A 24778-nucleotide genomic window follows, 5' to 3' on the forward strand; every position below is an offset into this window, starting at 1 on the left:
GCAGGTGGCGCGTGCCCGTCGCGTCGGCGGCGCGCCGGTGTCGCGATACGGGCGCCTCGCCGTCGCCTTGCGGGCGCCTGCCGCGAAAAAAGCCGCTGTGGTGGCAATTTGGTCAACCGATCCGCCGCCGCTTCGCGAACATCTCCAGCCCCGGCGCGACCCCGCGCGGAAACCCATGCGGCGCCGGCGCGTTTTGCCGGGCATGATCCGCAAGCTGGCCTCGGGCGAATATCGCCTCTATTCGAAGAAGAAGGATCCGGACACCGGCAAGCGCCGGAATCTCGGCACCTTCGACACCAAGGCCGCCGCCCAGAAGCACGAGCGCGACGTGCAATATTTCAAGCGGCACTGAGCGATGGCCGCCGCGAGGAAATGGTCGCAGGACGTCACCGGGCATTCGGACGCGCTCGACCTGGAGCGCGACGTCTTCACGCTGAAGGATCCGAAGCGGATCGCCGCCAGCCTCAAGAAATCGGCCGAGGCGAGCCACCGGCGCAAATCCTCGCCCTTCCGGTCGGCGATGTCGATGCTGAGCTTCTACATCAACCGCGCCGGCAAGGATCTCGACGCGAAACAGAAGCGCGTGCTCGAAGACGCCAAGGACGAGCTGCGCGAGGCGTTCGGCAAGCCGCCCAAACGCTGACCGCCCGGCACCATATCGATTTCCGTTCGTTACGGCCGACGATCCTCCCGGATCGCCCCGGGCATCCCGCCCGAGCAGGAGCATGTCATGGCCGTTGCGAAGACGATCGAAATTGTCGCGGGTTCCGCCACCAGCATCGAGGATGCGGTCCAGACGGGCATCGCCAAGGTGGGCGAGACCATCTCCGGCATCGAGGGCGCCTGGGTGAAGGATACCAAGGCCGTTATCCGCGACGACAAGGTGGCCGAATGGCGGGTCACGCTGGCGGTGACCTTCATCGTGAGCTGAGCGCCCTCGGGGGGGGGGGGGGAAGGCGCTCGCTCCGTCGGGCGCCGGACCTCAGCGCTTCTTCACGAACTCGGCGCGCAGCACCAGGCCCTTGATGCCTTCGAACTTGCAGTCGATCTCCTGGGGATCGCCGGTGAGGCGGATCGACTTGATCAGCGTGCCGCGCTTGAGCGTCTGGCCCGCGCCCTTCACGGTCAAATCCTTGATGAGCGTCACCTGGTCGCCGTCCGCGAGCAGGTTGCCCACCGCGTCGCGCACTTCCACGGCATTCTCGGCGCCGGCCTTGGCCGCCGCCTCCGCCGCGCTGATCCACTCGCCGCTCGCCTCGTCATAGACGAACGCGTCTTCTTCTCCGCTCATTCGGTTCCTCAGCTCTTGCCTAAATCAGCTCTTGATCGTCACCATGTTCACCGGCTTGTCCTTGGTGGAGGCATTGGCGGCAATCGTCTTGACCTTTTCCGCCTTGGGCTTGCGCACTTCGCGGTTCGACTTCTTCTGGCTCTTGGCCATGATCTGTCCTTCGGGGGCCATATGCCCCGCCCGCGCTGATAGCGCAAAGGCGCGCCGAAGCCCGCATCAATTCGCGCGAAGCGAGGCTGGGCGGCGACCGGCGCCGGTGCGCGGGGTTTCCCCCGCCGGCCGCTTGGGCTAGGCGGCGTCGAATGCCGTCCACCATCAGTTGCGACGTCGCCATAGTCGGCGGCGGACTTGCCGGCGGGCTTATCGCCCTGGCGCTCAAGAAGAAGAAACCGAACTGCGACATCCGCCTGATCGAGGGATCGGGACGGATCGGCGGCAACCATCTCTGGTCGTTCTTCGGCAGCGACATCGCCCCCGCCGACCGCTGGCTGGCCGCCCCGCTCATCAGCCATGGCTGGACCGGCTATGACGTCGCCTTCCCGGCGCATGCCCGCTCGCTGAAGGCGCCCTGCTATGCGATCGAATCCGATCGGTTCGACCGGCTGGTGCGCGAGGCGCTGCCGAAAAAGGCGCTGATGCTCCGGCGCAAGGCGATCGACGTGACGCCGACCGCGGTGGCGCTTTCGGGCGGCGACCTGGTCCAGGCCGACGGCGTGATCGATTGCCGCGGCACGGGCGACCTGGCGAAGCTCGATCTCGGCTGGCGCAAGTCGCTGGGCCGCGAGCTCGATCTGGGCGAGGCCCACGAGCTGGCGCGCCCGATCCTGGCGGATGCCATGGTCGAGCAGCTCGACGGCTATCGCTTCGCGTCCTGCCTGCCCTTCTCGGCGACGCGGATGTTCGTCGAGGACAGCTATTACAGCGACACGCCCGAGCTGCACCTGCCCGAGATCGGCACTCGGATCGATGCCTATGTCGCCGCGCAGGGCTGGCAGGTCGAACGCGTGCGGCGCGAGGAGGCCGCCAGCCTGCCGGTGGCGATGGGCGGCGATTTCGACGGCTATTGGGAATCGGGTGGCCGCGGCGTCGCCAAGGCCGGGATGCGTGCCGGGCTGTTCCACCCGATGACCGGCCATGCGCTGGCCGATGCGGTGCGGCTGGCGGCGGCGATCGCCGATGCGCGGAGCCTCAGCGGCGCGGCGCTGCACGAGCTGACCCGCAATGCGGCGCGTTATGCCTGGCGCAGCCGCCGCTTCTACCGCATGCTGGCGGCCATGCTGTTCCGCGCCGCCGACCCGCACGAGCGCTATCGCGTGCTCGAACGCTTTTATCGGCTCGACGCGGGGCTGATCGCACGCTTCTATGCGGGCCAGTCGACGCTGGTCGACCGGCTGCGCGTGCTGAACGGCAGGCCGGTGCCGATCGGACGGGCGATGCAGGCAATGCGGAGACATATCGCATGAAAAGGGTCGCGGTGATCGGCGCAGGGATCGGCGGGTTGGCGCTCGCCATCCGCCTGCAATCGGCGGGCGTCGACACCGTGCTGATCGAGGCACGCGACAAGCCCGGCGGCCGCGCCTATTTCTGGGAGCGCGACGGCTTCACCTTCGATGCCGGGCCGACCGTCATCACCGATCCCGCGGCGCTGGGCGAGCTGTGGCGGATCTCGGGCCACGATATTTCCGAAGACGTGAAGCTGGTGCCGGTCTCGCCCTTCTACCGGCTGTCCTGGCCCGACGGCGAGCGCTTCGACCTCGGCAACGACGATGCGCAACTGAACGCCGAGATCGCCCGGCTGAGCCCGGAGGATGTCGGCGGCTATGCCCGCTTCCTCAAATATTCCGGGGAAGTCTATCGCGAAGCCTATGGGAAGCTGGGTGCCACGGCGTTCCTCGATTTCAAGTCGATGCTGAAGGCGGCGCCGGCGCTGGTGCGGCACCAGGCTTGGCGATCGGTCTATTCGATCGTCTCGTCGCATGTGAAGAACGAGAAATTGCGCCAGGCGCTGTCGTTCCACACGCTGCTGGTGGGCGGCAATCCGATGACCGCGAGCGCGATCTATGCGCTGATCCACAAGCTGGAGCGCGACGGTGGCATCTGGTGGGCCGAGGGCGGGACCAACCGGCTGGTGGCCGGCATGGTGAAGCATTTCGAGCGGCTGGGCGGCGTGGTGCGGCTCGGCGATCCGGTGACGGCGATCGACACGCTGGGCGATCGGGTGACGGGGGTGAAGACCGCGAGCGGCTTCGACATGCAGGTCGATGCCGTGGCGAGCAACGCCGACATCGTCCACAGCTATCGCGACCTGCTCAAGGGATCGCGCAGCGCCCAGCGGACCGCGAGCGCCCTGCTGCACAAACGCTATTCGCCATCGCTGTTCATGGTGCATTTCGGGGTCAAGGGCAGCTTCCCGGAGATCCCGCACCATTCGATCCTGTTCGGCCCGCGCTATCAGGGGCTGCTCGAGGACATTTACGACCACGGCGTGCTGAGCGAGGATTCGGCGCTTTATCTCCACCATCCAAGCGCGACCGATCCGGGCATGGCGCCGGAGGGACATTCGACCTTCTACGCGCTGGCGCCGGTGCCGCATCTCGGCAAGTTCCCGATCGACTGGAGCGAGATCGGGCCGGTGCTGGAAGCGCGCATCCTTGCCGAAGTGCAGCGGCGGCTGATCCCGGACCTGAAGGAGCGGATCGTCGCCAAATTCAGCTATGCGCCCAGCGATTTCCGCGACGACCTGAACGCCCATCTGGGATCGGGATACAGCCTGGAGCCGATCCTGACGCAGAGCGCCTGGTTCCGCGTCCACAATCGCGACGACGCGATCGCCAACCTCTATTTCGTGGGTGCGGGCACGCATCCGGGCGCCGGCATCCCCGGTGTCGTCGCCAGCGCCAAGGCGACCGCAGCACTGATCCTGGGAGACTGAACGAGTGAAGCGCATCGCTGTCTATTGCGGATCGGCCACGCCGGCCGATCCGGTCTATATCGAAAGCGCACGGATGGTGGGGCGCACCCTCGCCGCGCGGGGCATCGGCCTGGTCTATGGCGGCGGCAAGCTGGGGCTGATGGGCGCCGTGGCCGATGCCGCGCTGGCGGCCGGCGGCGAAGTGATCGGCGTGATTCCCCAGGCGCTGGTCAACGCCGAGGTGGCGCACCGGAGCCTGAGCGAGCTCCATGTCGTCGACACGATGCACGAGCGCAAGGCGCGCTTCACCGAGCTTTCGGACGGATTCCTGACGATCCCCGGCGGCACCGGCACGATGGACGAATTGTGGGAGGCGATGAGCTGGGCGCAGCTCGGCTATCACGCCAAGCCGGTGGGGCTGCTCAACGTCGCCGGCTTTTATGACGGACTGATCGCGTTCGTCGGCAAGATGGGCGACGTCGGCTTCCTGCGGCCGCAGCACCAGAACATCCTGCTGACCGACGACGATCTCGACCGGCTGCTCGCCCGGATGGCCGATTTCGAGCCGACCGTCCCGATCATCCGCATGAAGCGCGACGACCTTTAGGACGCGGGGCGTTTGTGCGGAATCGGCGCTATCCGACTGCATCGGTGCCGGAAAATTCATGAATAACGCCGTGCCAACCATTCCCGGCAAGCAGGCCGCAAGCAGCGGCTAGGCAAGAATTGCCTATGACCATGCTGTCGCTCACGCTTTCGAAGGCGCTCGCCAAGGGCCGCTCCACGCCGCCTCGCCCCCAGTCGCGCGAGGAATTGCTGGTGACGCTGCTCCGCAAGCGCGCCGCCGCGCACAATGTCGGTGCCGAGGATCTCGAAACGCTGCTGCGCGACCAGATCCGCTGGGCGCTGCCGATGCACAAGGTCGGGGCGAACGACTGAGCCTCAGCCGCCGCGGCGCTGGCGCGGCGGTTCGCGATCGACCATGCGCTCGCCCTAGCGCTGGCAGGCGCCGCCGATCACCGGATAGGAAAGATCGCTGTTGCGCCGGAGCGCATCGGGCATCGCCTCCTGGCAGGCGACATAGGAAGTGTAGCGCACCGGCTCCACCCGCGCCTGGCTGCACGCGGTCGAATCGTCGCCGCAGCCCATGATCGCCAGCACATAGAAGACCTGCTGCATCATCCTTCCTTCCGGCGGATTCAACGAAGCGTGGCGATGCCCGTTCCGGCAAGCCGTTGCATCCAGGCGCCGGACGTCCCAAATCCCGCCGAATGCCACCCCAAACTTCGACTTCCGCGCCCGAGCGCCCGCTGCTCGGCACGATGAAGCGCTTCCTGCCCTATCTCTGGCCCAAGGATTCGCCGGGGCTGCGCGTGCGGATCGTGATCGCGCTGCTGCTCGTGGTCTGCTCGAAGCTGGTCCAGGTCTATGGCGCGCCCTTCGCGCTCCAGGGCGCGATCGACCGGATGGCGAGCGGATCGCGCGACGGCGTGTGGCTCGTGGCGGCGCTGGTGGCGGGCTATGCCGCCGCGCGGCTGGGCGGCGTGCTGTTCGACAATCTGCGCAACGCCGTGTTCGAGCGCGTCGGCCAGGATGCGACGCGGCGGCTGGCGTCCGACGTGTTCCGTCATCTCCACCGGCTCTCGCTGCGCTTCCATCTCGAGCGGCGCACCGGCGCGATCACCAAGGTTGTCGAGCGCGGCACCAAGAGCATCGATACGATGCTCTATTTCCTGCTGTTCAACATCGCGCCGACGATCCTCGAGCTCGCATTGGTGCTCGGCATCTTCTGGACGCGCTTCGGCGTGTGGCTGGTGGCCGGCACGCTGGCGATGGTGGTGGTCTACATCGCCTTCACCCGCTGGGTGACCGACTGGCGCGCCAAGCTGCGCGAGCAGATGAACGATCTCGACACCGGCGCAGTGGCGCATGCGGTCGATTCGCTGCTGAACTTCGAAACCGTCAAATATTTCAACGCCGAAGACCGCGAGGCCGCGCGCTACGACAAGGCCGTGTCGGCCTATGCCGATGCCGCGGTGACATCGGAGAATTCGCTCGCCTGGCTCAATATCGGCCAGGCGCTCATCACCAACCTGATGATGGGCGCGGGGCTGGCGCTGGTCGTGTTCGGATGGGCGGACGGCAGGTTCACCCCCGGCGACGTGGTGCTGGTATCCACGCTGCTCGCCCAGCTCTTCCGCCCGCTAGACCTGCTCGGCATGGTCTATCGCACGATCCGGCAGGGGGTGATCGACATGGGCTCGATGTTCGACCTGATCGACACCGATGCCGAAGTGAAGGACATGCCCGGCGCGCCGCCGCTGGTGGTGGAGAAAGGCCATGTCCGCTTCGAGGGCGTGCATTTCGGCTATGGCCCGGACCGGGAGATATTGAAGGGCATCGACCTCGACATACCGCCGGGCGCGACCGTGGCGGTGGTCGGCCCCTCGGGCGCGGGCAAGTCCACCCTCGCGCGGCTGATGTACCGTTTCTACGACCTGACCGGCGGGCGGATCACGATCGACGGACAGGACATCTCGCAGGTCCGCCAGGCGAGCCTGCGCGCCGCGATCGGCATCGTCCCGCAGGACACGGTGCTGTTCAACGACACGATCGGCTACAACATCGCCTATGGCCGCGAAGGCGCCGGGCCGGACGAGATCGCATCGGCCGCGCGCGGCGCCGCGATCGCCGGCTTCATCCAGTCGCTTCCCGAAGGCTTCGATACGCGGGTGGGCGAGCGTGGCCTCAAGCTGTCCGGCGGCGAGAAGCAGCGCGTCGCGATCGCCCGCACCCTGGTCAAGAACCCGCCGATCCTGATCCTCGACGAAGCGACCAGCGCGCTCGACAGCCGCACCGAGGCCGATATCCAGGCGACGCTGGAGGCGATCGAGCACGGCCGCACGACGATCGTGATCGCGCACCGGCTCTCCACCGTAGTCCATGCCGACCGGATCGTCGTGCTGGAGGCGGGCCGCGTCGCCGAGCAGGGCACCCATGCCGAGCTGCTGCGCCGCCAGGGCCTCTATGCCGAGATGTGGGCACGCCAGGCGCAGGAACGCGAAGCCGGCGAGGAAGTCGCGGTGCAATAACTGCGACGAAGCGTTGCATTTTGCCGATGGACGGAGTTCCGATCGCGCCATAGGCTGGGCACTCCTCCAGTCGGATTCGCGCCGATGAAGCTGCTTGCCTGCCTGCCGCTTTTGCTTCTCGCAGCGGCGACCGCCCCAGCTCGCTCCGAAGTGGGCGACGTGGCACCCGCTACCTTCCGCTTCTGGAAGCCGAGCGACGGACGTGCGATCTGGACTTCGGACGGCGTGCGCATCGCAATCGCCCCGGCGCCCTGCGGCATGCCGCCACAAACCGAGGGATGCCGCTGGGATCCGCAGAACAACCAGGCGGAAGTGACGGTGACGTCAACGGGAGTCGCACCCGTCACGGTGCGGACGGACGACCAGTCCTCCTTTTATCGCGTGGCGGTGGTGCGCTTCGATGCCACGGATCCGCGGCCGGGCGTGGTGATCGAGAATGAATCCGGCGGTTCGGCTGGCAATGTGCGCGTGCAATTGCTCCTCCCGTCCGGCTCCGGATACCGCGAAGCCACGCTGCCCGGCTATCTCCAGGGCGAACTTCCAGCGACGCTGACCGACATTTCAGGCGACGGCGCAGTCGATTTCATACTGCGCGACGGGGGCTTCGGCGACGTCTTCGGCTGCAATGCCTGCACGCCTCGGCCCCCTGTAGTGCTCACGGTGCGCGGCGGCATATCGGTCGACGTATCGCGCGAGCCCGCCTATGCGGCGGTGTTCCGCGAAGACATGGCGCGGCTGCGGCCGATATGCCTATCGAACACCCGTTATCGCAACGGCGCCTGCGCCGCCTATGTTGCCGATGCGGCGCGGATCGGCGGCTTCCATTCCGCCTGGGCCGAAATACTGCACCATTGGGACCGCGAGGAGAACGACCTCTGGCAAAGCTGCGACGTGCCCTATTCCGAATGGACCGATCATCGCTGCCCGCCGGGCAAGGGCAGCAACTACCGGACCTTCCCCGAATCGCTCCATGCGTTCCTGGTGCGGGCGGGCTATATCTCCTGAAAACAGGGAGAGGATAATGCTGATACCGTTCGGGATTGCCGGCATACTGGTGCTGGGCCTCGCCGGCTGGTCCGCCTTTGTCGCCCGCAAGGTCGAGGAAGCGGTGCCGCCCGACGGGAGCTTCGCGGATGTGCCGGGCGCGCGGCTGCATTTCCTCGACTTGCGGCCCGAGGACGAGAAGGGCCCGCCGATCGTGATGGTCCATGGGCTGATGGGCCAGATGCGCAACTTCTCGCATTCGCTTGCGGAAGGGCTGGCGAAGGACCATCGCGTGATCCTGGTCGACCGACCGGGCTGGGGCTATTCGACGCTGACCGGCCCCCGGCCCGGCATCGCGGCGCAAGCCGGCATGATCGCGGCGCTGATCGAGCAGCTCGGGCTCGAAAAGCCGCTGCTGGTCGGCCATTCGATGGGCGGCGCCGTGTCGCTCGCGCTGGCGCTGGACCATCCCGAGTTGGTGCGCGGCCTCGCGCTGATCGCGCCTTATGCCCAGCCGGTCGATCGGCCGCCCGAGGTGTTCAAGGGGCTGATGGTACCCGCGGTATTGCGCGGGCCGCTGGCCTGGACGGTAGCGGTGCCGATCGCGATGCGGACGGGCAAGGCGAAGAGCATCGAGGTCTTCTCCCCCGATCCGGTGCCCGCCGATTTCGCAACGCGCGGCGGCGGTGCGCTGACCGTGCGGCCCGCCTCGTTCCTGCAGGGCACGTTCGAGATCGGCATCGCCAAGCCCGAGATGGAACGCCAGGCGCTGCGCTATGGCGAGATCAGGATGCCGGTGGCGATCCTCTATGGCCGGCAGGACGCGCTGCTAGATCCCGCGCTGCACGGCACGAAGACAGCACAGGCGATCCCCGGCGCGACGATCGAGATGATCGAGGGCGGCCATATGCTGCCGGTCGCCCATGCCGCCGAGACCGAAGCCTGGCTGCGGCGCGTACTGGCGGCCTAGCCGACCTCGGCGGGCTGGGTGGTCCAGCCGAGGCGCGGGATCGTGATCGAGCGCTTGCCCGAGAGATCGACCCGCGTGACGAACAGCTCGCGGCTCTCGATATAGGTCATCAGCCGGCGCACCCGGCCGAGCGAACTGGTGCCGTAGCTCGCGGCGATCTCGGTATCGCTCGGGCAAGGCAGCCCTTCGCGCGCGGCGCGGGCAACGAGCAGGAACGGCCCGAGCATGTCGTCGGGCAGGGCGCCGGCGGCATCGAGCGCCTGGCTCCAGTCGTCGTCGGGATCGCCATGGATGCCCGCCCGCGCCGCCGAGAGCCGGCGGACGAAATGCGACAGATCGAGCGGCGGTCGCGCGAGGCCGACCATGCGGCAACGAACGAGGAAATCCTGATAGAGCACCGCCGGCGAGCGCAGCGCGGATTCGCCGTCCGCGACGATGTCGCGCAGCACATCGGCGATCAGGCCAGCGACTTCCCCGGGATCGCGATCCGGCTCGGGCTCGGCGGCCATCGGCGTGGAGCGCGCAAGCGCCTCGATCAGCGTTTCGGACGCGAGCGGCTTCGGCGCCGGCGACGGCGCGGGCGGCGTCCAGGTCGGTTCGGCGGGAGCGAGCAGCAGATCCTTGATGTCCTCGGCCTGCGCCTGAGGCAGCGGGGTGAGCTTGGGGCTGGAGCTGCGTGCGCTCGTCTCGACCGTGCCGATGCGGATCGCGACCGGGCGGCGCGCCACGGCGGGACCGAGCGCGAGGAAGGTGCCGCGCTCGAGGTCGCGGATCGCCTCGGCCTGGCGGCGCTCCATGCCGAGAAGGTCGGCGGCGCGCGCCATGTCGATGTCGAGGAAAGTCCGGCCCATCAGGAAATTCGATGCCTCGGCGGCGACATTCTTCGCGAGCTTGGCCAGCCGTTGCGTGGCGATCACCCCGGCCAGCCCGCGCTTGCGGCCGCGGCACATCAGATTGGTCATCGCGCCCAGCGACGCACGCCGGACTTCCTCGGCCACTTCGCCGCCGCCCGCGGGGGCGAAGAGCTGCGCCTCGTCGACAACGACCAGCGCGGGATACCAATGATCGCGCGGCGCATCGAACATGCCCGACAGGAAGGCGGCGGCGCATTTCATCTGCCCCTCCGCCTCCAGCCCCTCCAGGCTGAGCACCACCGATGCTCTGTGTTCTCGAATCCGCGCGGCGAAGCGGGCGACGTCGCGCTCGCTATGATCGACCGCCTCGATCGCGACATGGCCGTAGCGGTCCGCCAGCGTGACGAAATCGCCCTCGGGATCGATCACCACCTGCTGGACATGGCCCGCCGACTGTTCGAGCAGGCGGCGCAGCAGATGCGACTTGCCCGAGCCCGAATTGCCCTGGACCAGCAGCCGCGTGGCGAGCAGCTCCTCCAGGTCCATCGACACCCCGTTACCGGTGCCGTCCACCCCCATGTCCACGCGAACCGTCATCGTCGCGGGCTTTGCCGGATGCGGGGCATGCGGGGCAAGCTCGGTTCGGCGAAAAGCTGTTAGCGCTTCATCCCCAGCAGCACATTACCCTCTGTCGAGAGATAGTTGCGGGTATAATCGAAGCGCAGGCAATCGGAGAAGATCAGCCAGTAATATTTCATCTGCTCGGACCACCAATATCCTGGGCAATGATCGCCCTGCGCCTTGGTGATGACATCGGCCATCACCGCATAGCCATAGGGCGCGCGATTCCAGCGCTTCATCGCCAGATAATGATCGCGCACCAGATGCCGCCAACGCTCGTCGCGATCGAGCAGCCAGTGATTGAAGGCGGCATCGGCCAGCTCGGGGCGCAGATCGTTGGTGACGATATCGGCCTTGCCGGTGGAGGGATCATAGCCTTCGGGGAGGATGCCGAAGCGATCCTGCACGCCCTGCCACGAGCAGGTATAGGCGGCACCCGTGGCGCCCGCCCCGCCCTGCGCCAGCAGCCCGCCATAGAAGGAGGCGAGCTCGTCCTGCTCCCAGCTGATCCGCTTGCCGGTCTCGAAATCGACATCGACGAACCAGAGCCGGTCGCCCAGCTTCGCCTGCTGATATTTGAGGATCGACGCGGTGCAGGCGCGATACATGGCCAGGCAGTCCCGATCGCCCAGCAACTGCCAGCCGTCCCACAGATATTCGTAATAGCTGTCGGACGGCGGCGCGATCGTCGCGCGGCGGCTGCGCCATTCGCCGGTCATCACATCGATCTTGTCGGGGATCAGCCCGATCTTCGAACGGCGATCGTAGAGCGCGACCAGCGCGCGTTTCGCAGCGGCACGATAGCGATCGTCCCCGGTGGCCTGGCTGAGCAGCCCGAATTCGGGGAGGCAGGTGCCAATCTCGGCCGGATTGCTCTCCGGCCCGCGCACCGCCCCGGTGCGCAGGTTCACATAGCGATGCGGCAGGCCGAGCGGCGACACCTCGAAGCTGGGCATCAGCCGGTCGGCCAAGTCCTTCGCCTTGGCGAGCAGCGCCGGATCCTGGCAGGCGACCCAGGCCGAGAGCAGCCCGCCGACCAACCGGATGATCGTCTCGAACACCGAGACTTCGCCATCGATGTCGAAATCGAGATCGGCCTTCACCCAGGCGACGCCCTCCGCGAATGCGTCATCGAGCTCCATCAGCCAGAGCGTGTCGAGCGCCTCGACCAGGCTGAGCCCGACATGATGACCCTTGACCGAAAAGCTCTCGGCGCCGCCCGAGACGGGCATGATCTGATCCTTGCCCCAGGCCCGTTCGCGATACTGGCCCCAAGCCCAGCGCATCTCGCTGCGGACGTCCTCGGCGAGCGCATGCCAGTCCCCGGCGGCGTGGGCAGGATTGGGGAGAAGCGCGACGGTGGCGCTGGCGGCGAGGAAGGAACGGCGATGCATCGCCCAAGGCTAGGTTGCGACGAGCGTCCGCGCAATCGCCTCGACAGGGCACGCCCCACCCCGCTAGGCGCGTGGAGATGGCCGATCCGCTCGAAATCCTCCACACCACCTTCGGCTTTGCCGGGTTTCGCGGCGTCCAGAGCGACGTGATCGGCCGCGTCATGGCCGGTGCCAACACGCTGGCGGTGATGCCCACCGGCGCGGGCAAGTCGCTCTGCTACCAGGTGCCGTCGCTCGCGCTGGAGGGGACATGCATCGTCGTCTCGCCGCTGATCGCGCTGATGCACGACCAGCTTCGCGCGGCCGAGGCGGTGGGCATCCGCGCCGCGACGCTGACGTCGGCGGACGACAATCGCGAGGAGACGATCGCGCGCTTCCGTGCTGGCGATCTCGACCTGCTCTATATCGCCCCCGAGCGCGCATCGGGCGAAGGCTTCCGCAACCTGCTGGGCCAGGCGAAGCTCTCGCTGTTCGCGATCGACGAAGCGCATTGCGTCTCCGAATGGGGGCATGACTTCCGCCCCGATTACCGGCTGCTCCGCCCGCTGCTCGATCGCTTCCCGGAGGTGCCGCGGCTCGCACTCACTGCAACGGCGGACGCACATACCCGCGCCGATATCCTCGAACAGCTCGGCATCCCGGCGGAGGGGCTGATCGTCGCGGGCTTCGACCGGCCGAATATCCGCTACACGATCACCCCGCGCGAGAACACGACGCGCCAGATCCTGGACCTGATCGCCGAGCAGCCCGGCCCCGGCATCGTCTATGCCCAGACGCGCGCCGGCGTGGAGAAGCTGGCGGAGAAGCTCGCCGAAACGGGGCGCCCGGTGCGGCCCTATCATGCCGGACTCGACCCTGCCGTCCGCCGCCGCAACCAGGCCGCCTTCGTCGCGAGCGAGGACATGGTGGTCGTCGCCACCGTCGCCTTCGGCATGGGAATCGACAAGCCGGACGTGCGCTTCGTCGCCCATGCCGGGCTGCCCAAGTCGATCGAGGCCTATTATCAGGAGACCGGCCGCGCCGGGCGTGACGGCGATCCGGCGGTGGCGCACCTCTTCTGGGGTGCCGACGATTTCGCCCGCGCGCGCCAGCGGATCGGCGAAGTCGAGCCCGCGCGCCAGGCCGGCGAGCGCACGCGGCTGAGCGCGCTCGGCGCGCTGGTCGAGACGGGGGGCTGCCGCCGCCGCATCCTGCTGCGCCATTTCGGCGAGACCGACCTGCCCGAACGGTGCGGCAATTGCGACAACTGCCTCACTCCGCCCGCCGCGATCGATGCGACCGTCACCGCGCAGAAATTCCTGTCGGCGGTGTTCCGCACCGGCCAGATGTTCGGGCTGGGCTATGTCGAATCGGTCCTGCTAGGCCAGTCGACCGAGCGCAGCCTGATGAACGGGCACGAGCAGCTATCGGTGTTCGGCATCGTCGATGGCGAGGAGGCGGCGCTGCTCAAGCCGGTCTCGCGCGCGCTGCTGCTGCGCGATGCGCTGCGCACCAATGCCCATGGCGGGCTGGAGTTCGGGCCGGAGGCGCGGGCGATCCTGAAGGGCGAGGCCGAATTGTCGCTTGTCCTGCCGCCCCGGCGCGAACGCCGGAGCAAGCGGGGCCGGACGGGGGGCGGCGCCAACCCGGTCGGCAATCCGCTGTTCGAGGCGCTACGCGCCAAGCGCCGCGACATCGCCCAGGAGACCGGCCTGCCGCCCTATGTGATCTTCCACGATTCGGTGCTGCGCGACATGGCCACCGCGCGACCGGCGACCCTGGGCGAGCTGGGGCGCATCTCGGGCGTCGGCGCGCGCAAGCTCGAAGCCTATGGCGCGGAATTCCTGGAAGTCATCCGCCAGAATTGACGGGTCTCCGTTCCCGCTTTCGAAAGGATGCGATCCTGGGCTAGATCATCCTCCAAAGCCCCCTAGGAGGATGCCCATGCCGAGGACCATCGACGACCGGATTTCGGTCGCCCCCCAGATTTCGCCCGAGGATATCCCCGCGCTCGCCGCGGCGGGCTTCGCCTATGTCATCAACAATCGCCCCGACGAGGAGGAACCCGGCCAGCCTTCGGGCGAGACGATCGCCCGGGCGGCGGCGGCGGCCGGGCTCGGCTATGCCGCTATTCCCGTCACGCCCGGCGGCTTTTCGGGCCCGCAGGTCGAGGCGATGGCCAAGGCGCTGGCCGAGGCGAACGGCCCGGTGCTCGCCTTTTGCCGATCGGGGACGCGCTCGTGCAATTTGTGGGCGCTGGCGGCGGCGCATACCGGCGGCACACCCGACGAACTGATCGAGAAGGCGGCCGGCGCGGGCTATGACATTTCGGGCATCCGCCCGCTGCTCGAAACGCTTTCCGCGGGCAAATGAACCAGCTCGCGCTGCTCGGCGGGTCGCTGGCGGCAATCCTCCTGCTGGCGCTGGCGGCCCGGTTCCTCCGGCTCGGCGGCGCGCGGCTGGCGAGCGAAAGCGAGGCCCGCGAAATCGCGGAGGCGACCTTCGCGGACTTCGAGGCGGATCGGGCCTGGCTCGATATCGACGGCCAGAGCGCGGTAGTGACGGGAAAGCGGGGCGACCATGCGCTGGTGCGGCGCCACGGCGCGCGCTTCATCGCGCGGCGGCTGCCCCGCCCCGCGCAAGTCGATGCCAGCGGCACCGTGGTCGTCATCGCCAGCGGCGAGCGGCTGCTCAAGCCCTTCGTCATCACCCTTGCATCGGCGGAAGAAGCGCGCTTACTTACATCATTGTTAGGAAGCGCCGTGCCGGATGGATAGCCTGCCCGATCCCGTCGATTTCGCCATACCGGCCTTCGTGCTGCTGGTGCTGGCCGAGATGGTCGTCGCATGGGCAAGGGACCGCCGGCGCTATTGCCCGCGCGACACGCTGACCTCGCTGGCGCTGGGATTGGGCAGCACGATCGCCGGCCTCATCACCGGCGGCGCGGTCTATGCCATGGCGATGTGGCTGTGGCAGTTCCGCCTCTTCGACATTTCCTATGCCTGGTACTGGTTCGTCCTCGCCTTCGTGATCGACGACCTGGCCTATTACGCATTCCATCGCTCGGCGCACCGCGTCCGCTGGTTCTGGGCGAGCCATGTCATCCACCATTCGAGCCAGCATTATAACCTGTCGACGGCGCTCCGGCAGACCTGGACGGGCTTCATCAGCCTTTCCTTCCTTTTCCGTATCCCGTTGTTCCTGATCGGCTTTCCGCCAGCGATGGTCTTCTTTGTCGGGGGGATCAACCTGATCTACCAGTTCTGGATCCATACCGAGGTGATCGACCGGATGCCGCGCTGGTTCGAAGCGGTGATGAACACGCCCTCGCACCACCGCGTCCACCACGCGACCAACCCGCGCTATCTCGACCGGAATTATGCCGGCGTCTTCATCGTCTGGGACAAGTGGTTCGGCAGCTTCGAGCCCGAACGCGACGGTGATCGGCCGCGCTACGGCATCGTCAAGGATCTGGGCAGCTTCAACCTGCTGTGGGCCGCCACGCATGAGTGGATCGGGATCGCGAAGGACGTGTGGCACGCGCCAAGCTGGAAGGCGCGATGGCTCTACATGGCCGCGCCGCCGGGCTGGAGCCACGACGGCAGCCGCGACACGTCCGAGACGATAAGGACGCGCTGGCAGGCGCGCGAACAGGGGAGGTCCGCGTGGAGGAAGCCGATATCGTCGTCATCGGCGGAGGGTCCGGAGGGAGCGCCGCCGCAGGCCGCCTGAGCGAGGGAGGCCGCTATTCGGTCGCTGTGCTGGAGGCGGGCGGGCGCAACACCGGGCTCAAGACGATCATGCCGGGCATGATGCCGTTCCAGGGACCGGAGACCAATTGGGCATTCGAGACGGTGCCGCAGCCCGGGCTGAACGGCCGGCGCGGCTATCAGCCGCGCGGGCGCGGGCTGGGCGGATCGAGCGCGATCAACGCGATGCTCTATATCCGCGGGCTTCCGGCCGATTACGACCAGTGGCGCGATCTGGGCTGCGCCGGCTGGGGCTGGGACGATGTGTTCCCCTGGTTCAGGACCGTCGAGCACAACACGCGCGGCGCCGATGCGTTTCACGGCGATGCCGGCCCGCTCTGGGTGAGCGACCAGCTCTACGCGCATCCCGGCAGCAAGGCTTTCCTCGACGCGGCGGCATCGCTCCAGATTCCGGTCAACCCCGACTTCAACGGCGCCCGGCAGGAGGGCGTCGGCCTCTATCAGGTGACACAGAAGGACGGCGAGCGCTGGAGCGCGGCCCGCGCCTTTCTCGCCGGGAACCAGCCCAATCTCGAAATCCTCTGCAATGCCATGGTCGATCGCATCCTGTTCACCGATGGCCGTGCCTCGGGCGTCGCCTATCGCCGCGGTGGCGAGGCGCGCGAGATCCGGGCGCGACGCGCGGTGGTGCTGGCTGCCGGGGCCTTCCAGACACCGCAATTGCTGATGCTCTCGGGCATCGGCCCGGCCGTGCATCTGAAGGAGATGGGCCTGGAGGTGCGGGTCGACCGACCCGCTGTGGGCGCCGATCTCCAGGATCATATCGATTACGTCGCGAGCTTCGAGACCGGAGGCAGCTTCTTCGTCGGTCGATCGGCGCTGGGATCGCTCAAGTCGACGGGCGCGCTGCTGCGCTGGCTGCTCACGCGAAAGGGCGGGATGACGACGCCCTATGCCGAGGCGGGCGGATTCCTGCGCACCGATCCCGCCGATCCGCGCCCCGATGTGCAGCTCCATTTCCTGATCGCGGTGGTCGAGGATCACGGCCGCACCGTGCTGAAGGGCCATGGTTTCAGTTGCCATGCCTGTGTGCTCCGGCCCCGGAGCCGGGGCACCGTCCGGCTGCAATCGCCTCGCTCGGACGACGCGCCGCTGATCGACCCCGCCTTCCTGACCGCGCCGGCCGATATGGAGACGCTCAAGCGCGGAGTGCGGGCGATGTACCGGATCCTGGAAGCGCCGCCGCTCGCGAAGTTCGAGGGCCGCGATCGCTGGCCGGTCGACCTGCGAGACGAGGAAGCGCTGGAGACAATGATCCGCAACCGCGCCGACACCGTCTATCATCCGGTCGGCACCGCGCGGATGGGCGGCGATGCGGAGGCGGTATGCGATCCCCGGCTCCGGGTGCGCGGCGTGGATGGGCTCTACCTTGCCGACGCCTCGGTGATGCCCCGCCTGATCGGTGGCAACACCAATGCGCCCAGCATCCTGATCGGCGAGCGCTGCGCGGCGTTCGTGCGCGAGGATCTGGGCTGAAATACTTTTCCCGGCCTGTTCTCGGATAAAAAATGGGCCGGTGGTCGAAACCACCGGCCCAGTCGTCCGCAGGAGGAACATCGTGTGGGCGCCGCGCTCAGGAGAGGCGGGCGCGGCGCCCGAATTCGTCAATAATTGTAGGCACGCTCACCATGCTCGCCGATATCGAGGCCTTCCTGCTCGACTTCGGCACTGACCCGGAGGCCGGTGACCAGCTTGGCGATGAAGATCGCGATGGCGGTGCCGATCGCCGCCCAGACGATCGTCGCCGCGACGGCCTCGATCTGGACGATGAGCTGGTGCCCCATGTCGTAATCGGGCTTGCCCGGGCCGCCCAAGCCGGGGGCATAGACGATGCCGGTGCCGATGGCGCCGATCATGCCGCCGATGCCGTGCACGCCGAAGGCGTCGAGCGCATCGTCATAGCCCAGCGCCGGCTTCAGCTTGCTGACCGCGATGAAGCAGATGATCGAGGCGACGGCGCCCAGCACGATCGCACCGAACGGACCCGAATTGCCGGCCGCCGGGGTGACCGCCACCAGTCCGGCGATGATGCCGGAGCAGAAGCCCAGCGCCGATGCCTTGTGGCCCGCAAGCCGCTCGGCGAGCATCCAGAACAGGCCGGCCGAAGCCGTGGCGACGAAGGTGTTCATCATGGCGAGCGCGGCCGAGCCGTTCGCTTCCAGCGCCGAGCCGGCGTTGAAGCCGAACCAGCCCACCCACAGCAGCCCGGTGCCGACGCCGGTGAGCGTCAGGCTGTGCGGCGGCATCGGCTCCTTGGGATAGCCGACGCGCTTGCCCAGGATCAGCGCGGCCACCAGCGCGGAGACGCCCGCATTGATGTGGACGACCGTGCCGCCGGCGAAATCCAGCGCGCCCAGGCCGAAGAAATAGCCGTTCGACGCCCAGACCATGTGCGCGATCGGGAAATAGACGATCGTCAGCCAGATCAGCGCAAACACCAGCACGGCGGAGAACTTCATGCGCTCCACCACCGATCCCAACACCAGCGCCACGGTGATCGCGGCGAAGGTCATCTGGAAGCAGATGAAGACATATTCGGGGATGGCGACGCCCGCGGTGAAGGTCGCCGCCGTCGAATCGGGCGTGACGCCCTTGAGGAAGAGCTTGCCGAAGCCCGAGATGACGGCGTTGCCGCCGTCACCGAACGCCATCGTATAGCCCCACGCCACCCACACCAGCATCGCCAGGCAGGCGACGGCCCCGATCTGGGTCATGGTGGAAAGCATGTTCTTCGCGCGGGTAAGGCCGCCGTAGAACAGCGCCAGGCCCGGCAGGATCATCATCAGCACCAGCACGGTCGAGGTCATCATCCAGGCGGTATCGCCCTTGTTGACCGTCGGCGGCGGCGTGGCGCCCTGCGCGAGCGCGGGCACCGCCACGAACAGGCCGGCGATCGCCGCTGCGCCTGCGAATTTCATTGCCTTGTTCATCGTGACCCCCTTCATCACAGCGCGGTTTCGTCGGTCTCGCCGGTGCGGATGCGCACCGCCTGACCCAGATCGAGGACGAAGATCTTGCCGTCGCCGATCGCCCCGGTGCTCGCCGCTGCCTGGATCGCCTCGACGACGCGATCCGCGACGTCGCTGCCGCAGGCCACCTCGATCTTGATCTTCGGCACCATGTTGGTGCTGTACTCGGCGCCGCGATAAATCTCGGTCTGGCCCTTCTGCCGGCCGAACCCCTTCACCTCGGTAACGGTCATGCCGGCCACGCCGACCGCGGTCAGCGCTTCGCGGACCTCATCCAGCTTGAACGGTTTTATGATGGCGATGATGAGTTTCATTTCGCCCCCTCTTGGCGGTTGTCCCGGAGATCAACTCAGCAAGGGTCGTGCCAGCAGCAGGAAGCCCACGATTCCGCGGCTTTTCGCGCAATCAAATATTACCGAAACGTGAATTTTTGTGCAGATGCGAAACGTTGCCCAAAAATCAGGCAGGGTTCTCGATCAATTTGCGGGCGGGCGCATAATCCTCGTCATCGACCATGACGCGCACCGGGATCAGGAAATAGCTGCCGTCGGCGATGCTGGTGCCGGCATCGAACACGAAGGAGGGAATGCCCTCCGCCTCGAGCCGGCTCTGGACGATATAGGCTTCCTGCCGATCGAACCGGCCGAGCTCGACCAATGCCATCAGACCTGCCTCGGTCGGCGGGGCACGCCGGGCGCGCATTCCAGGGCGGCGCGATCCCAATTCCCCAGATCGGCGGCGGCGGCATAGGTCGCCTGGAGGAAGCCGAGCAGCATCGCCTCAGGATCGGGCGCGGCGCGGACATCGTCATAGTCGAGGATGAACTCGCCCATGGCGCTCTCCCAATAGGCCGGCGCCGGGATCGCGGCATCGCCGTACCCGTCCAGGGCAGGATAGGTATAAGCGTAGAAGGCCGCCCTGGGGAACGCATCGGTGCCCGGCCAGAAACCGGCGCTGGCTTCCTCATGGCTATAGGCTTCGCAGGTCACGTCGTCGGGCAAACCGGGAAAGCCGCCGGGATGCCTGGGCGCGCTGCGGCCCGAGAAGCGCGTCGCCGCGAGATCGAAGCTGCCCCAGAAGAAATGGACCGGGCTCGCCTTGCCGAGAAAGCCGGTGCGGAATTTCTGGAAGACACGCTCGGCCGAGAGCAGCGCGCGGTGGAAGCGGCGGGCGGCATCGGCGTCATAGGGGCGGTGCGCGGTGTCTTCGGGAAAGGGCGCGGCATCGGGCAATTCGCTCGGCTTCGTCACGATGCTGACGGAAACGCCGAGCCGGTCGAGCGCCGCCATCACTGCGGCGTAGAAGTCGGCGATGCTGCCGGGGGCAAGATCGATCTGCTCGATCGCCTCGCCCGTCGCCAGCGTCAGGTGGCTGGAGACCAGATCGAAATCGAGCTGGAGCGTCGCGTCCGGAAACGGGATCGGCCCGGTCGTCAGTCCGCGCGCCGTGGGATAGAGCACCACATGCCAGCTATGGTTGAGCCAGGGCGTGCCGGCGAGGCGGATCTTGCCCGCGACCTGCGTCATCAAATGGAGATGCTGCGCCGTCCCGCGCCAGGCGGCCCAATCGAGTTCGGGCCAGTCCCCACTCACGCCGCGGTGCCGCCCACCGTCAGCCCCTCGACCAGCAGGGTCGGCTGGCCGACTCCGGCGGGCACCGACTGCCCGCCCTTGCCGCACATGCCGACGCCCTCGTCGAGCGCAAAATCGTTGCCGATGCCGGCCACCTTATGGAGCACGGTCGGCCCGTCGCCGATCAGCGTGGCGCCCTTGATCGGGCGGCCGAGCTTGCCGTTCTCGATGCGATAGGCCTCGGTGCAGGAGAAGACGAACTTGCCCGAGACGATGTCGACCTGCCCGCCGCCGAAGCTCCTGGCATAGATGCCCTTCTTCACCCGGCTCATCAGCTCGGCGGGATCGTCATTGCCGCCGCGCATGAAAGTGTTGGTCATCCGCGGCATCGGCGCGTGCTGGAAGCTCTCGCGCCGCCCGTTGCCGGTGGGCGCGACGCCCATCAGCCGGGCATTGAGCCGGTCCTGGATATAGCCCTTGAGCACGCCGTCCTCGATCAGGATATTCTCCTGGGTCGGCGTGCCTTCGTCGTCGATCGACAGCGAGCCGCGGCGCGCATCGAGCGATCCGTCGTCCACCACCGTCACGCCCGGCGCCGCGACCCGCTCGCCGATCCGGCCCGAAAAGGCACTGGTGCCCTTGCGGTTGAAGTCGCCTTCCAGCCCGTGGCCGACCGCCTCGTGGAGCAGCACGCCCGGCCAGCCGGGGCCGCACAGCACGGTCATGTCGCCGGCGGGCGCATCCTCGGCATCGAGATTGACCAGCGCCTGGGCCAGCGCCTGGTCGATCGCGCGGTTCCAGGTCTCGGGCAGGAAGAGATTGTCGTAGAGGGTGCGGCCGCCCAGCCCGAAGCTGCCGGTCTCGCGCCGACCGTTCTGCTCGACCACGATCGAAACGTTGAGCCGGACGAGCGGGCGGACATCGGTGGCGACGAAGCCGTCCGGCCGGACGATCTCGACCACGCTCCACTGCCCGGTGAGCGACACCGATACCTGCACGACGCGCGGATCGCGCGCCCGCGCCGTGGCATCGATCGACTGGCACAGGTTCACCTTGTCGGCGAAGGGCACCAGATCGAGCGGATCGGCATCGGTATAGAGATGGCGGTTGTTCCGGCGCGGCGGCGCGGCCTTGGGGCCCTTGGCGGGATCGATCAGCGCCATCGTCTCCGCGGCGCGGCGAATCGCTTCCGGGCTGATCTCATTGGCATGGGCGAAGGCGGTGGTCTCGCCCGAGACGGCGCGCAGGCCGAAGCCCGATTGCGTGTCGAACGACGCGGTCTTCAGCCGGCCGTCGTCGAAGCCGAACGCCTCGGTCTTGCGATACTGAAGGTAGAGTTCGCCATCCTCGGCCTTGCCGAGCGCCTCGGCGGTCAGCTTCGCGGCCGTGTCGGGATCTAGGCTGTCGCGATAGAGGAACGCGCGGGGATCGGAAGGAATACTCATCCCCCAGATATAGGCGCCTTAAATGCTGGCGCCAGCCGGGCGTTCCTGTTGCGCTTACCGGCTCGCGCCGGACGCGATGTCGGGAAGCGCGCTCTGGTCAGCGCCGTCCGCCGGGCCGCCGATCAGGATGAAGCGCCGGTCGCAATAGCCGCAATCGACATAGCCATGCTCGTCGATCTGCAGGAACACGCGCGGATGGCCCAGCGCGGCGGGCAGGCCGGGACCGGTCCCGTCGCAGGCGACTCGGGCATGGGTGGTGCGGATGATTTCGGGCGGGTGGCTCATGCCCCTGCGGTTAGCAAAGGCGGAGGGGGCTCGCAATCGTCCGCGCGCAGTCCTATGCGAGCGGCATGACCCAGGCGGCAATCGAGATCGACGGTCTTTGCAAGACCTATCAGGGCGGCAAGCGGGCGCTCGACGGCGTGACCTTCGACGTGCCGCGCGGCCAGATATTCGGGCTGCTCGGCCCCAATGGCGCGGGCAAGTCGACGCTCATCAACATTCTGGCGGGGCTGGTCAACAAGACCGGCGGGCGCGCGACGATCTGGGGCTTCGACATCGACCAGCATCCGCGCAACGCCAAGGCGAGCATCGGCATCGTCAACCAGGAGATATTGTTCGATCCCTTCTTCACGCCGAAGGAGACGCTGGAGATCCAGGCGGGGCTCTACGGCGTCTCGAAGGAGAAGGCCGATGTGATGGCGCTGCTGCGCGCCGTCCATCTGGAGGACAAGGCCGATGCCTATTCGCGCACGCTTTCGGGCGGCATGAAACGGCGGCTGATGGTCGCCAAGGCGATGGTCCATTCGCCGCCGGTGCTGGTGCTCGACGAGCCGACCGCGGGCGTGGACGTGGAGCTGCGCCAGCAGCTCTGGGCCTATGTGAAGCAATTGAACGCACGCGGCGTGACGGTGGTGCTCACCACCCATTATCTCGAAGAGGCCGAGCAGCTTTGCGACCGGATCGCGATCATCAACCACGGCACGCTGATCGCCAACAAGCCGACGCGCGAGCTGGTCGGCATGGCGCAGGAAAAGGTGGTCGAGGTTACCGTCGATCGCGACCTGGGCGCGACGCCGGACAATGCCTGTTTCCAGAAGATCGAAGTGAAGGGCGAGCGAACGCTGGTCATCACCTATCGCAAGGACCAGGCGAATGCCGGCGAGGTGCTGGGCGCGGTCCAGGGCGGCGGCTATGGCATCGTCGACGTCTCCACCCGCGAGGCGGATCTGGAGGACGTGTTCCTCAATCTGACGCGAGCGACGAATGGCTGAGGCGCACAGCAGCGATATCCTTGTCATCGGCTCGGGTGCGGCGGGGCTCACCGCGGCGCTGAACCTGGCCGAGCGGTTCAAGGTCACCGTGCTCGCCAAGGGGGCGCTCAACGAAGGCTCCACCGCCTGGGCACAGGGCGGGATCGCCGCGGTGCTGGAGCCCGGCGACACGTTCGAGAGCCATATCGAGGACACGATGATCGCCGGCGCGGGGCTCAACGACCGCGCCACCGTCGAGATGGTGGTGGAGAACGCCCCCGCCGCGATCGCGCGGCTGGCCAAGCTCGGCGTGCCGTTCAACACCGAAGGCAACACGCTGCACCTGACGCGCGAGGGCGGGCACAGCCATCGCCGCATCGTCCATGTCGACGACGCGACCGGCTGGGCGGTGCAGGAGGCGCTGCTCAAGGCCGCGCGCGCGCATCCCAACATCACGCTGGTCCCCGATCTGGTCGTGATCGACCTTGCGACCAGCCGGCACGAGATCCGCTATTCGGGCGCGGGCGAAGTGTGGGGCGTCTATGCCTTCAATCGCGCCACCGGCCGCGTCGCGCTGTTCACAGCCCGCGCGACCGTGCTGGCGACCGGTGGTGCGGGGCGCACCTATCTCTTCTCGACCGCGCCGCGCGGCGCGACCGGCGACGGCATCGCCATGGCGTGGCGCGCGGGATGCCGCATCTCCAACATGGAGATGATGCAGTTCCACCCGACCTGCCTCTACAATCTCGACGTCAAGAACTTCCTCATCACCGAGGCGGTGCGCGGCGAAGGCGGGCATCTGAAGATCCCCGGCTCCGGCTATCGCTTCATGCCGGACTTCGACCCCCGCGCCGAGCTGGCGCCGCGCGACATCGTCGCCCGCGCGATCGACCATGAGATCAAGCGGCTCGGCCTCGATTACGTCCATCTCGACATCAGCCAGATGGGCGCCGAGTTCGTGAAGCATCACTTCCCGACGATCCATGCCCGGTTGCTCGATCTCGATATCGACATGACCAAGGAGCCGATCCCCGTCGTCCCCGCCCAGCATTATACCTGCGGCGGCGTGGTGATCGATCGCGACGGGCGCACCGATCTACCCAATCTCTATGCGGCGGGCGAAGTCAGCCAGTCGGGCCTGCACGGCGCCAATCGTCTCGCCTCCAACAGCCTGCTGGAGTGCTTCGTATTCGGCGAGGCGGCGGCACGCCACATCGCCGCCAATTGGAGCGATTTCGCGCCCCCGCCGGCGATCCGCCCCTGGGACGAGAGCCGCGTGGCCGATTCGGACGAGGAAGTCGTCATCAAGCAGAACTGGACCGAGATCCGCCGCTTCATGTGGAACTATGTCGGCATCGTCCGCACCACCAAGCGGCTCGAGCGCGCGGCGCACCGCATCAAGGTGCTGCGCGACGAGATCGGCGACTATTATGGCCATTTCCGCGTGACGCCCGACCTGATCGAGCTGCGCAACCTGCTCGAATCCGCCGATCTGATCGTCCGCTCCGCGCTCCACCGCAAGGAGAGCCGCGGGCTGCACTATACGCTCGACTATCCCGAAACGCTCGATGTGGCGGTGGACACGATCCTGGTTCCGTAATCCGTCCCGGGGGAATCCCGGGATTTACGGCGCGCTTGTTTCTCCTAGGTTCACGCTTCGTCGCTATGATGAGT

At 67.4% G+C, this 24778-nt stretch carries 27 protein-coding genes and 1 pseudogene; 17 read left to right on the forward strand and 11 right to left on the reverse strand.

Translation table 11 applies throughout. The features are described from left to right. From HB724_RS03340 to HB724_RS03350, 3 genes are all read left to right on the forward strand, one after another. On the forward strand, nt 1-352 hold a 352-nt coding region (locus HB724_RS03340), incomplete at its 5' end, for a hypothetical protein (protein WP_213979649.1). Between the two features lie 3 nt (nt 353-355). Beyond that, on the forward strand, nt 356-643 hold the full coding sequence (locus HB724_RS03345) for a DUF3175 domain-containing protein (RefSeq protein WP_213979495.1): 288 nt from the start codon (nt 356-358) through the stop codon (nt 641-643). A gap of 87 nt (nt 644-730) precedes the next feature. Then, a complete protein-coding gene (locus HB724_RS03350) occupies nt 731-931 on the forward strand; it encodes a dodecin family protein (RefSeq protein WP_213979496.1) in 201 nt (66 codons plus the stop codon). Nucleotides 932-982: 51 nt separating this feature from the next. Here the strand turns inward: HB724_RS03350 and HB724_RS03355 are convergent, their stop codons facing one another. Beyond that, complete coding sequence (locus tag HB724_RS03355) at nt 983-1291, reverse strand: alkylphosphonate utilization protein (RefSeq protein WP_213979497.1); 309 nt, start codon at nt 1289-1291, stop codon at nt 983-985. Between the two features lie 24 nt (nt 1292-1315). Continuing rightward, complete coding sequence (locus HB724_RS03360) at nt 1316-1462, reverse strand: hypothetical protein (protein WP_213979650.1); 147 nt, start codon at nt 1460-1462, stop codon at nt 1316-1318. Nucleotides 1463-1593: 131 nt separating this feature from the next. Between HB724_RS03360 and crtY the strand changes: the two genes are divergently transcribed. The 4 genes from crtY (at nt 1594) to HB724_RS03380 (ending at nt 5141) form a co-directional block, all read left to right on the forward strand. Then, nucleotides 1594-2754 carry a lycopene beta-cyclase CrtY gene (crtY, locus tag HB724_RS03365; protein ID WP_213979498.1) on the forward strand — a complete coding sequence of 387 codons (1161 nt, stop codon included), beginning with the start codon at nt 1594-1596 and terminating at the stop codon, nt 2752-2754. After that, nucleotides 2751-4223 carry a phytoene desaturase gene (locus tag HB724_RS03370; protein WP_213979499.1) on the forward strand — a complete coding sequence of 491 codons (1473 nt, stop codon included), beginning with the start codon at nt 2751-2753 and terminating at the stop codon, nt 4221-4223. The genes crtY and HB724_RS03370 overlap by 4 nt, the downstream gene beginning before the upstream one ends. 4 nt (nt 4224-4227) lie before the next feature. Further along, a complete protein-coding gene (locus HB724_RS03375) occupies nt 4228-4809 on the forward strand; it encodes a TIGR00730 family Rossman fold protein (protein WP_213979500.1) in 582 nt (193 codons plus the stop codon). 125 nt (nt 4810-4934) lie between these two features. Next, entirely contained in the window at nt 4935-5141 is a 207-nt protein-coding gene (locus HB724_RS03380; RefSeq protein ID WP_213979501.1) for a hypothetical protein, read from the forward strand. A gap of 54 nt (nt 5142-5195) precedes the next feature. On the opposite strand, the gene HB724_RS03385 is transcribed toward HB724_RS03380, so the two are convergent. After that, nucleotides 5196-5381, reverse strand: a complete 186-nt coding sequence (locus HB724_RS03385; RefSeq protein ID WP_213979502.1) for a hypothetical protein — start codon at nt 5379-5381, stop codon at nt 5196-5198. Between the two features lie 92 nt (nt 5382-5473). Here HB724_RS03385 and HB724_RS03390 point away from each other — a divergent pair, with 92 nt between their 5' ends. The 3 genes from HB724_RS03390 to HB724_RS03400 all read left to right on the forward strand — a co-directional run bounded on the left by HB724_RS03390 (nt 5474) and on the right by HB724_RS03400 (nt 9248). Beyond that, nucleotides 5474-7294: an ABC transporter ATP-binding protein/permease gene (locus tag HB724_RS03390; protein ID WP_213979503.1), complete on the forward strand. Its 1821-nt coding sequence runs from the start codon at nt 5474-5476 to the stop codon at nt 7292-7294. Nucleotides 7295-7453: 159 nt separating this feature from the next. Then, entirely contained in the window at nt 7454-8299 is an 846-nt protein-coding gene (locus tag HB724_RS03395; protein WP_213979504.1) for a hypothetical protein, read from the forward strand. A gap of 16 nt (nt 8300-8315) precedes the next feature. After that, on the forward strand, nt 8316-9248 hold the full coding sequence (locus HB724_RS03400) for an alpha/beta fold hydrolase (RefSeq protein WP_213979505.1): 933 nt from the start codon (nt 8316-8318) through the stop codon (nt 9246-9248). Here HB724_RS03400 and HB724_RS03405 read toward each other — a convergent pair. Beyond that, a pseudogene (locus tag HB724_RS03405) lies at nt 9245-10705 on the reverse strand (ATP-binding protein); the annotation flags it as partial. The gene HB724_RS03400 and the pseudogene HB724_RS03405 overlap by 4 nt on opposite strands. A gap of 53 nt (nt 10706-10758) precedes the next feature. Beyond that, nucleotides 10759-12117, reverse strand: a complete 1359-nt coding sequence (locus tag HB724_RS03410; protein ID WP_213979507.1) for a glycoside hydrolase family 47 protein — start codon at nt 12115-12117, stop codon at nt 10759-10761. 77 nt (nt 12118-12194) lie between these two features. On the opposite strand from HB724_RS03410, the gene recQ reads away from it, so the two are divergent. The 5 genes from recQ (at nt 12195) to HB724_RS03435 (ending at nt 17342) form a co-directional block, all read left to right on the forward strand. Next, nucleotides 12195-13964, forward strand: a complete 1770-nt coding sequence (gene recQ / locus HB724_RS03415) for a DNA helicase RecQ (RefSeq protein ID WP_213979508.1) — start codon at nt 12195-12197, stop codon at nt 13962-13964. 76 nt (nt 13965-14040) lie between these two features. Further along, the gene (locus HB724_RS03420) at nt 14041-14469 is read left to right on the forward strand and encodes a TIGR01244 family sulfur transferase (RefSeq protein WP_213979509.1); all 429 of its coding nucleotides are present in this window, start codon (nt 14041-14043) and stop codon (nt 14467-14469) included. Next, nucleotides 14466-14873 (forward strand): hypothetical protein, encoded by a 408-nt coding sequence (locus HB724_RS03425; RefSeq protein WP_213979510.1) that lies wholly within the window; start codon nt 14466-14468, stop codon nt 14871-14873. Before HB724_RS03420 ends, HB724_RS03425 begins: the two co-directional genes overlap by 4 nt. Then, complete coding sequence (locus tag HB724_RS03430; protein WP_213979511.1) at nt 14866-15828, forward strand: sterol desaturase family protein; 963 nt, start codon at nt 14866-14868, stop codon at nt 15826-15828. Before HB724_RS03425 ends, HB724_RS03430 begins: the two co-directional genes overlap by 8 nt. Next, entirely contained in the window at nt 15762-17342 is a 1581-nt protein-coding gene (locus HB724_RS03435; protein ID WP_213979512.1) for a GMC family oxidoreductase N-terminal domain-containing protein, read from the forward strand. The genes HB724_RS03430 and HB724_RS03435 overlap by 67 nt, the downstream gene beginning before the upstream one ends. 128 nt (nt 17343-17470) lie before the next feature. Here the strand turns inward: HB724_RS03435 and HB724_RS03440 are convergent, their stop codons facing one another. The 6 genes from HB724_RS03440 to HB724_RS03465 all read right to left on the reverse strand — a co-directional run bounded on the left by HB724_RS03440 (nt 17471) and on the right by HB724_RS03465 (nt 22136). Continuing rightward, nucleotides 17471-18796, reverse strand: coding sequence for an ammonium transporter (locus tag HB724_RS03440; RefSeq protein ID WP_213979513.1), 1326 nt, complete (start codon nt 18794-18796; stop codon nt 17471-17473). A gap of 14 nt (nt 18797-18810) precedes the next feature. Continuing rightward, the gene (locus HB724_RS03445) at nt 18811-19149 is read right to left on the reverse strand and encodes a P-II family nitrogen regulator (RefSeq protein ID WP_187730401.1); all 339 of its coding nucleotides are present in this window, start codon (nt 19147-19149) and stop codon (nt 18811-18813) included. Nucleotides 19150-19294: 145 nt separating this feature from the next. Continuing rightward, entirely contained in the window at nt 19295-19498 is a 204-nt protein-coding gene (locus tag HB724_RS03450; RefSeq protein WP_213979514.1) for a DUF2007 domain-containing protein, read from the reverse strand. Further along, entirely contained in the window at nt 19498-20427 is a 930-nt protein-coding gene (locus tag HB724_RS03455; RefSeq protein ID WP_213979515.1) for a DUF5996 family protein, read from the reverse strand. The genes HB724_RS03450 and HB724_RS03455 overlap by 1 nt, the downstream gene beginning before the upstream one ends. After that, nucleotides 20424-21851: a metalloprotease TldD gene (gene tldD, locus HB724_RS03460; RefSeq protein WP_213979516.1), complete on the reverse strand. Its 1428-nt coding sequence runs from the start codon at nt 21849-21851 to the stop codon at nt 20424-20426. The genes HB724_RS03455 and tldD overlap by 4 nt, the downstream gene beginning before the upstream one ends. A 54-nt stretch (nt 21852-21905) precedes the next feature. After that, nucleotides 21906-22136: a zinc-finger domain-containing protein gene (locus HB724_RS03465; protein WP_213979517.1), complete on the reverse strand. Its 231-nt coding sequence runs from the start codon at nt 22134-22136 to the stop codon at nt 21906-21908. Nucleotides 22137-22201: 65 nt separating this feature from the next. Here HB724_RS03465 and HB724_RS03470 point away from each other — a divergent pair, with 65 nt between their 5' ends. Together HB724_RS03470 and nadB are read left to right on the forward strand one after the other, a co-directional pair. Then, the gene (locus HB724_RS03470) at nt 22202-23125 is read left to right on the forward strand and encodes an ABC transporter ATP-binding protein (RefSeq protein WP_213979518.1); all 924 of its coding nucleotides are present in this window, start codon (nt 22202-22204) and stop codon (nt 23123-23125) included. Further along, complete coding sequence (gene nadB / locus HB724_RS03475) at nt 23118-24704, forward strand: L-aspartate oxidase (RefSeq protein ID WP_213979519.1); 1587 nt, start codon at nt 23118-23120, stop codon at nt 24702-24704. Before HB724_RS03470 ends, nadB begins: the two co-directional genes overlap by 8 nt. Nucleotides 24705-24778: the final 74 nt, after the last annotated feature.

Source organism: Sphingomonas sp. dw_22 (genome assembly GCF_018449795.1).
Lineage (GTDB): Bacteria > Pseudomonadota > Alphaproteobacteria > Sphingomonadales > Sphingomonadaceae > Sphingomonas.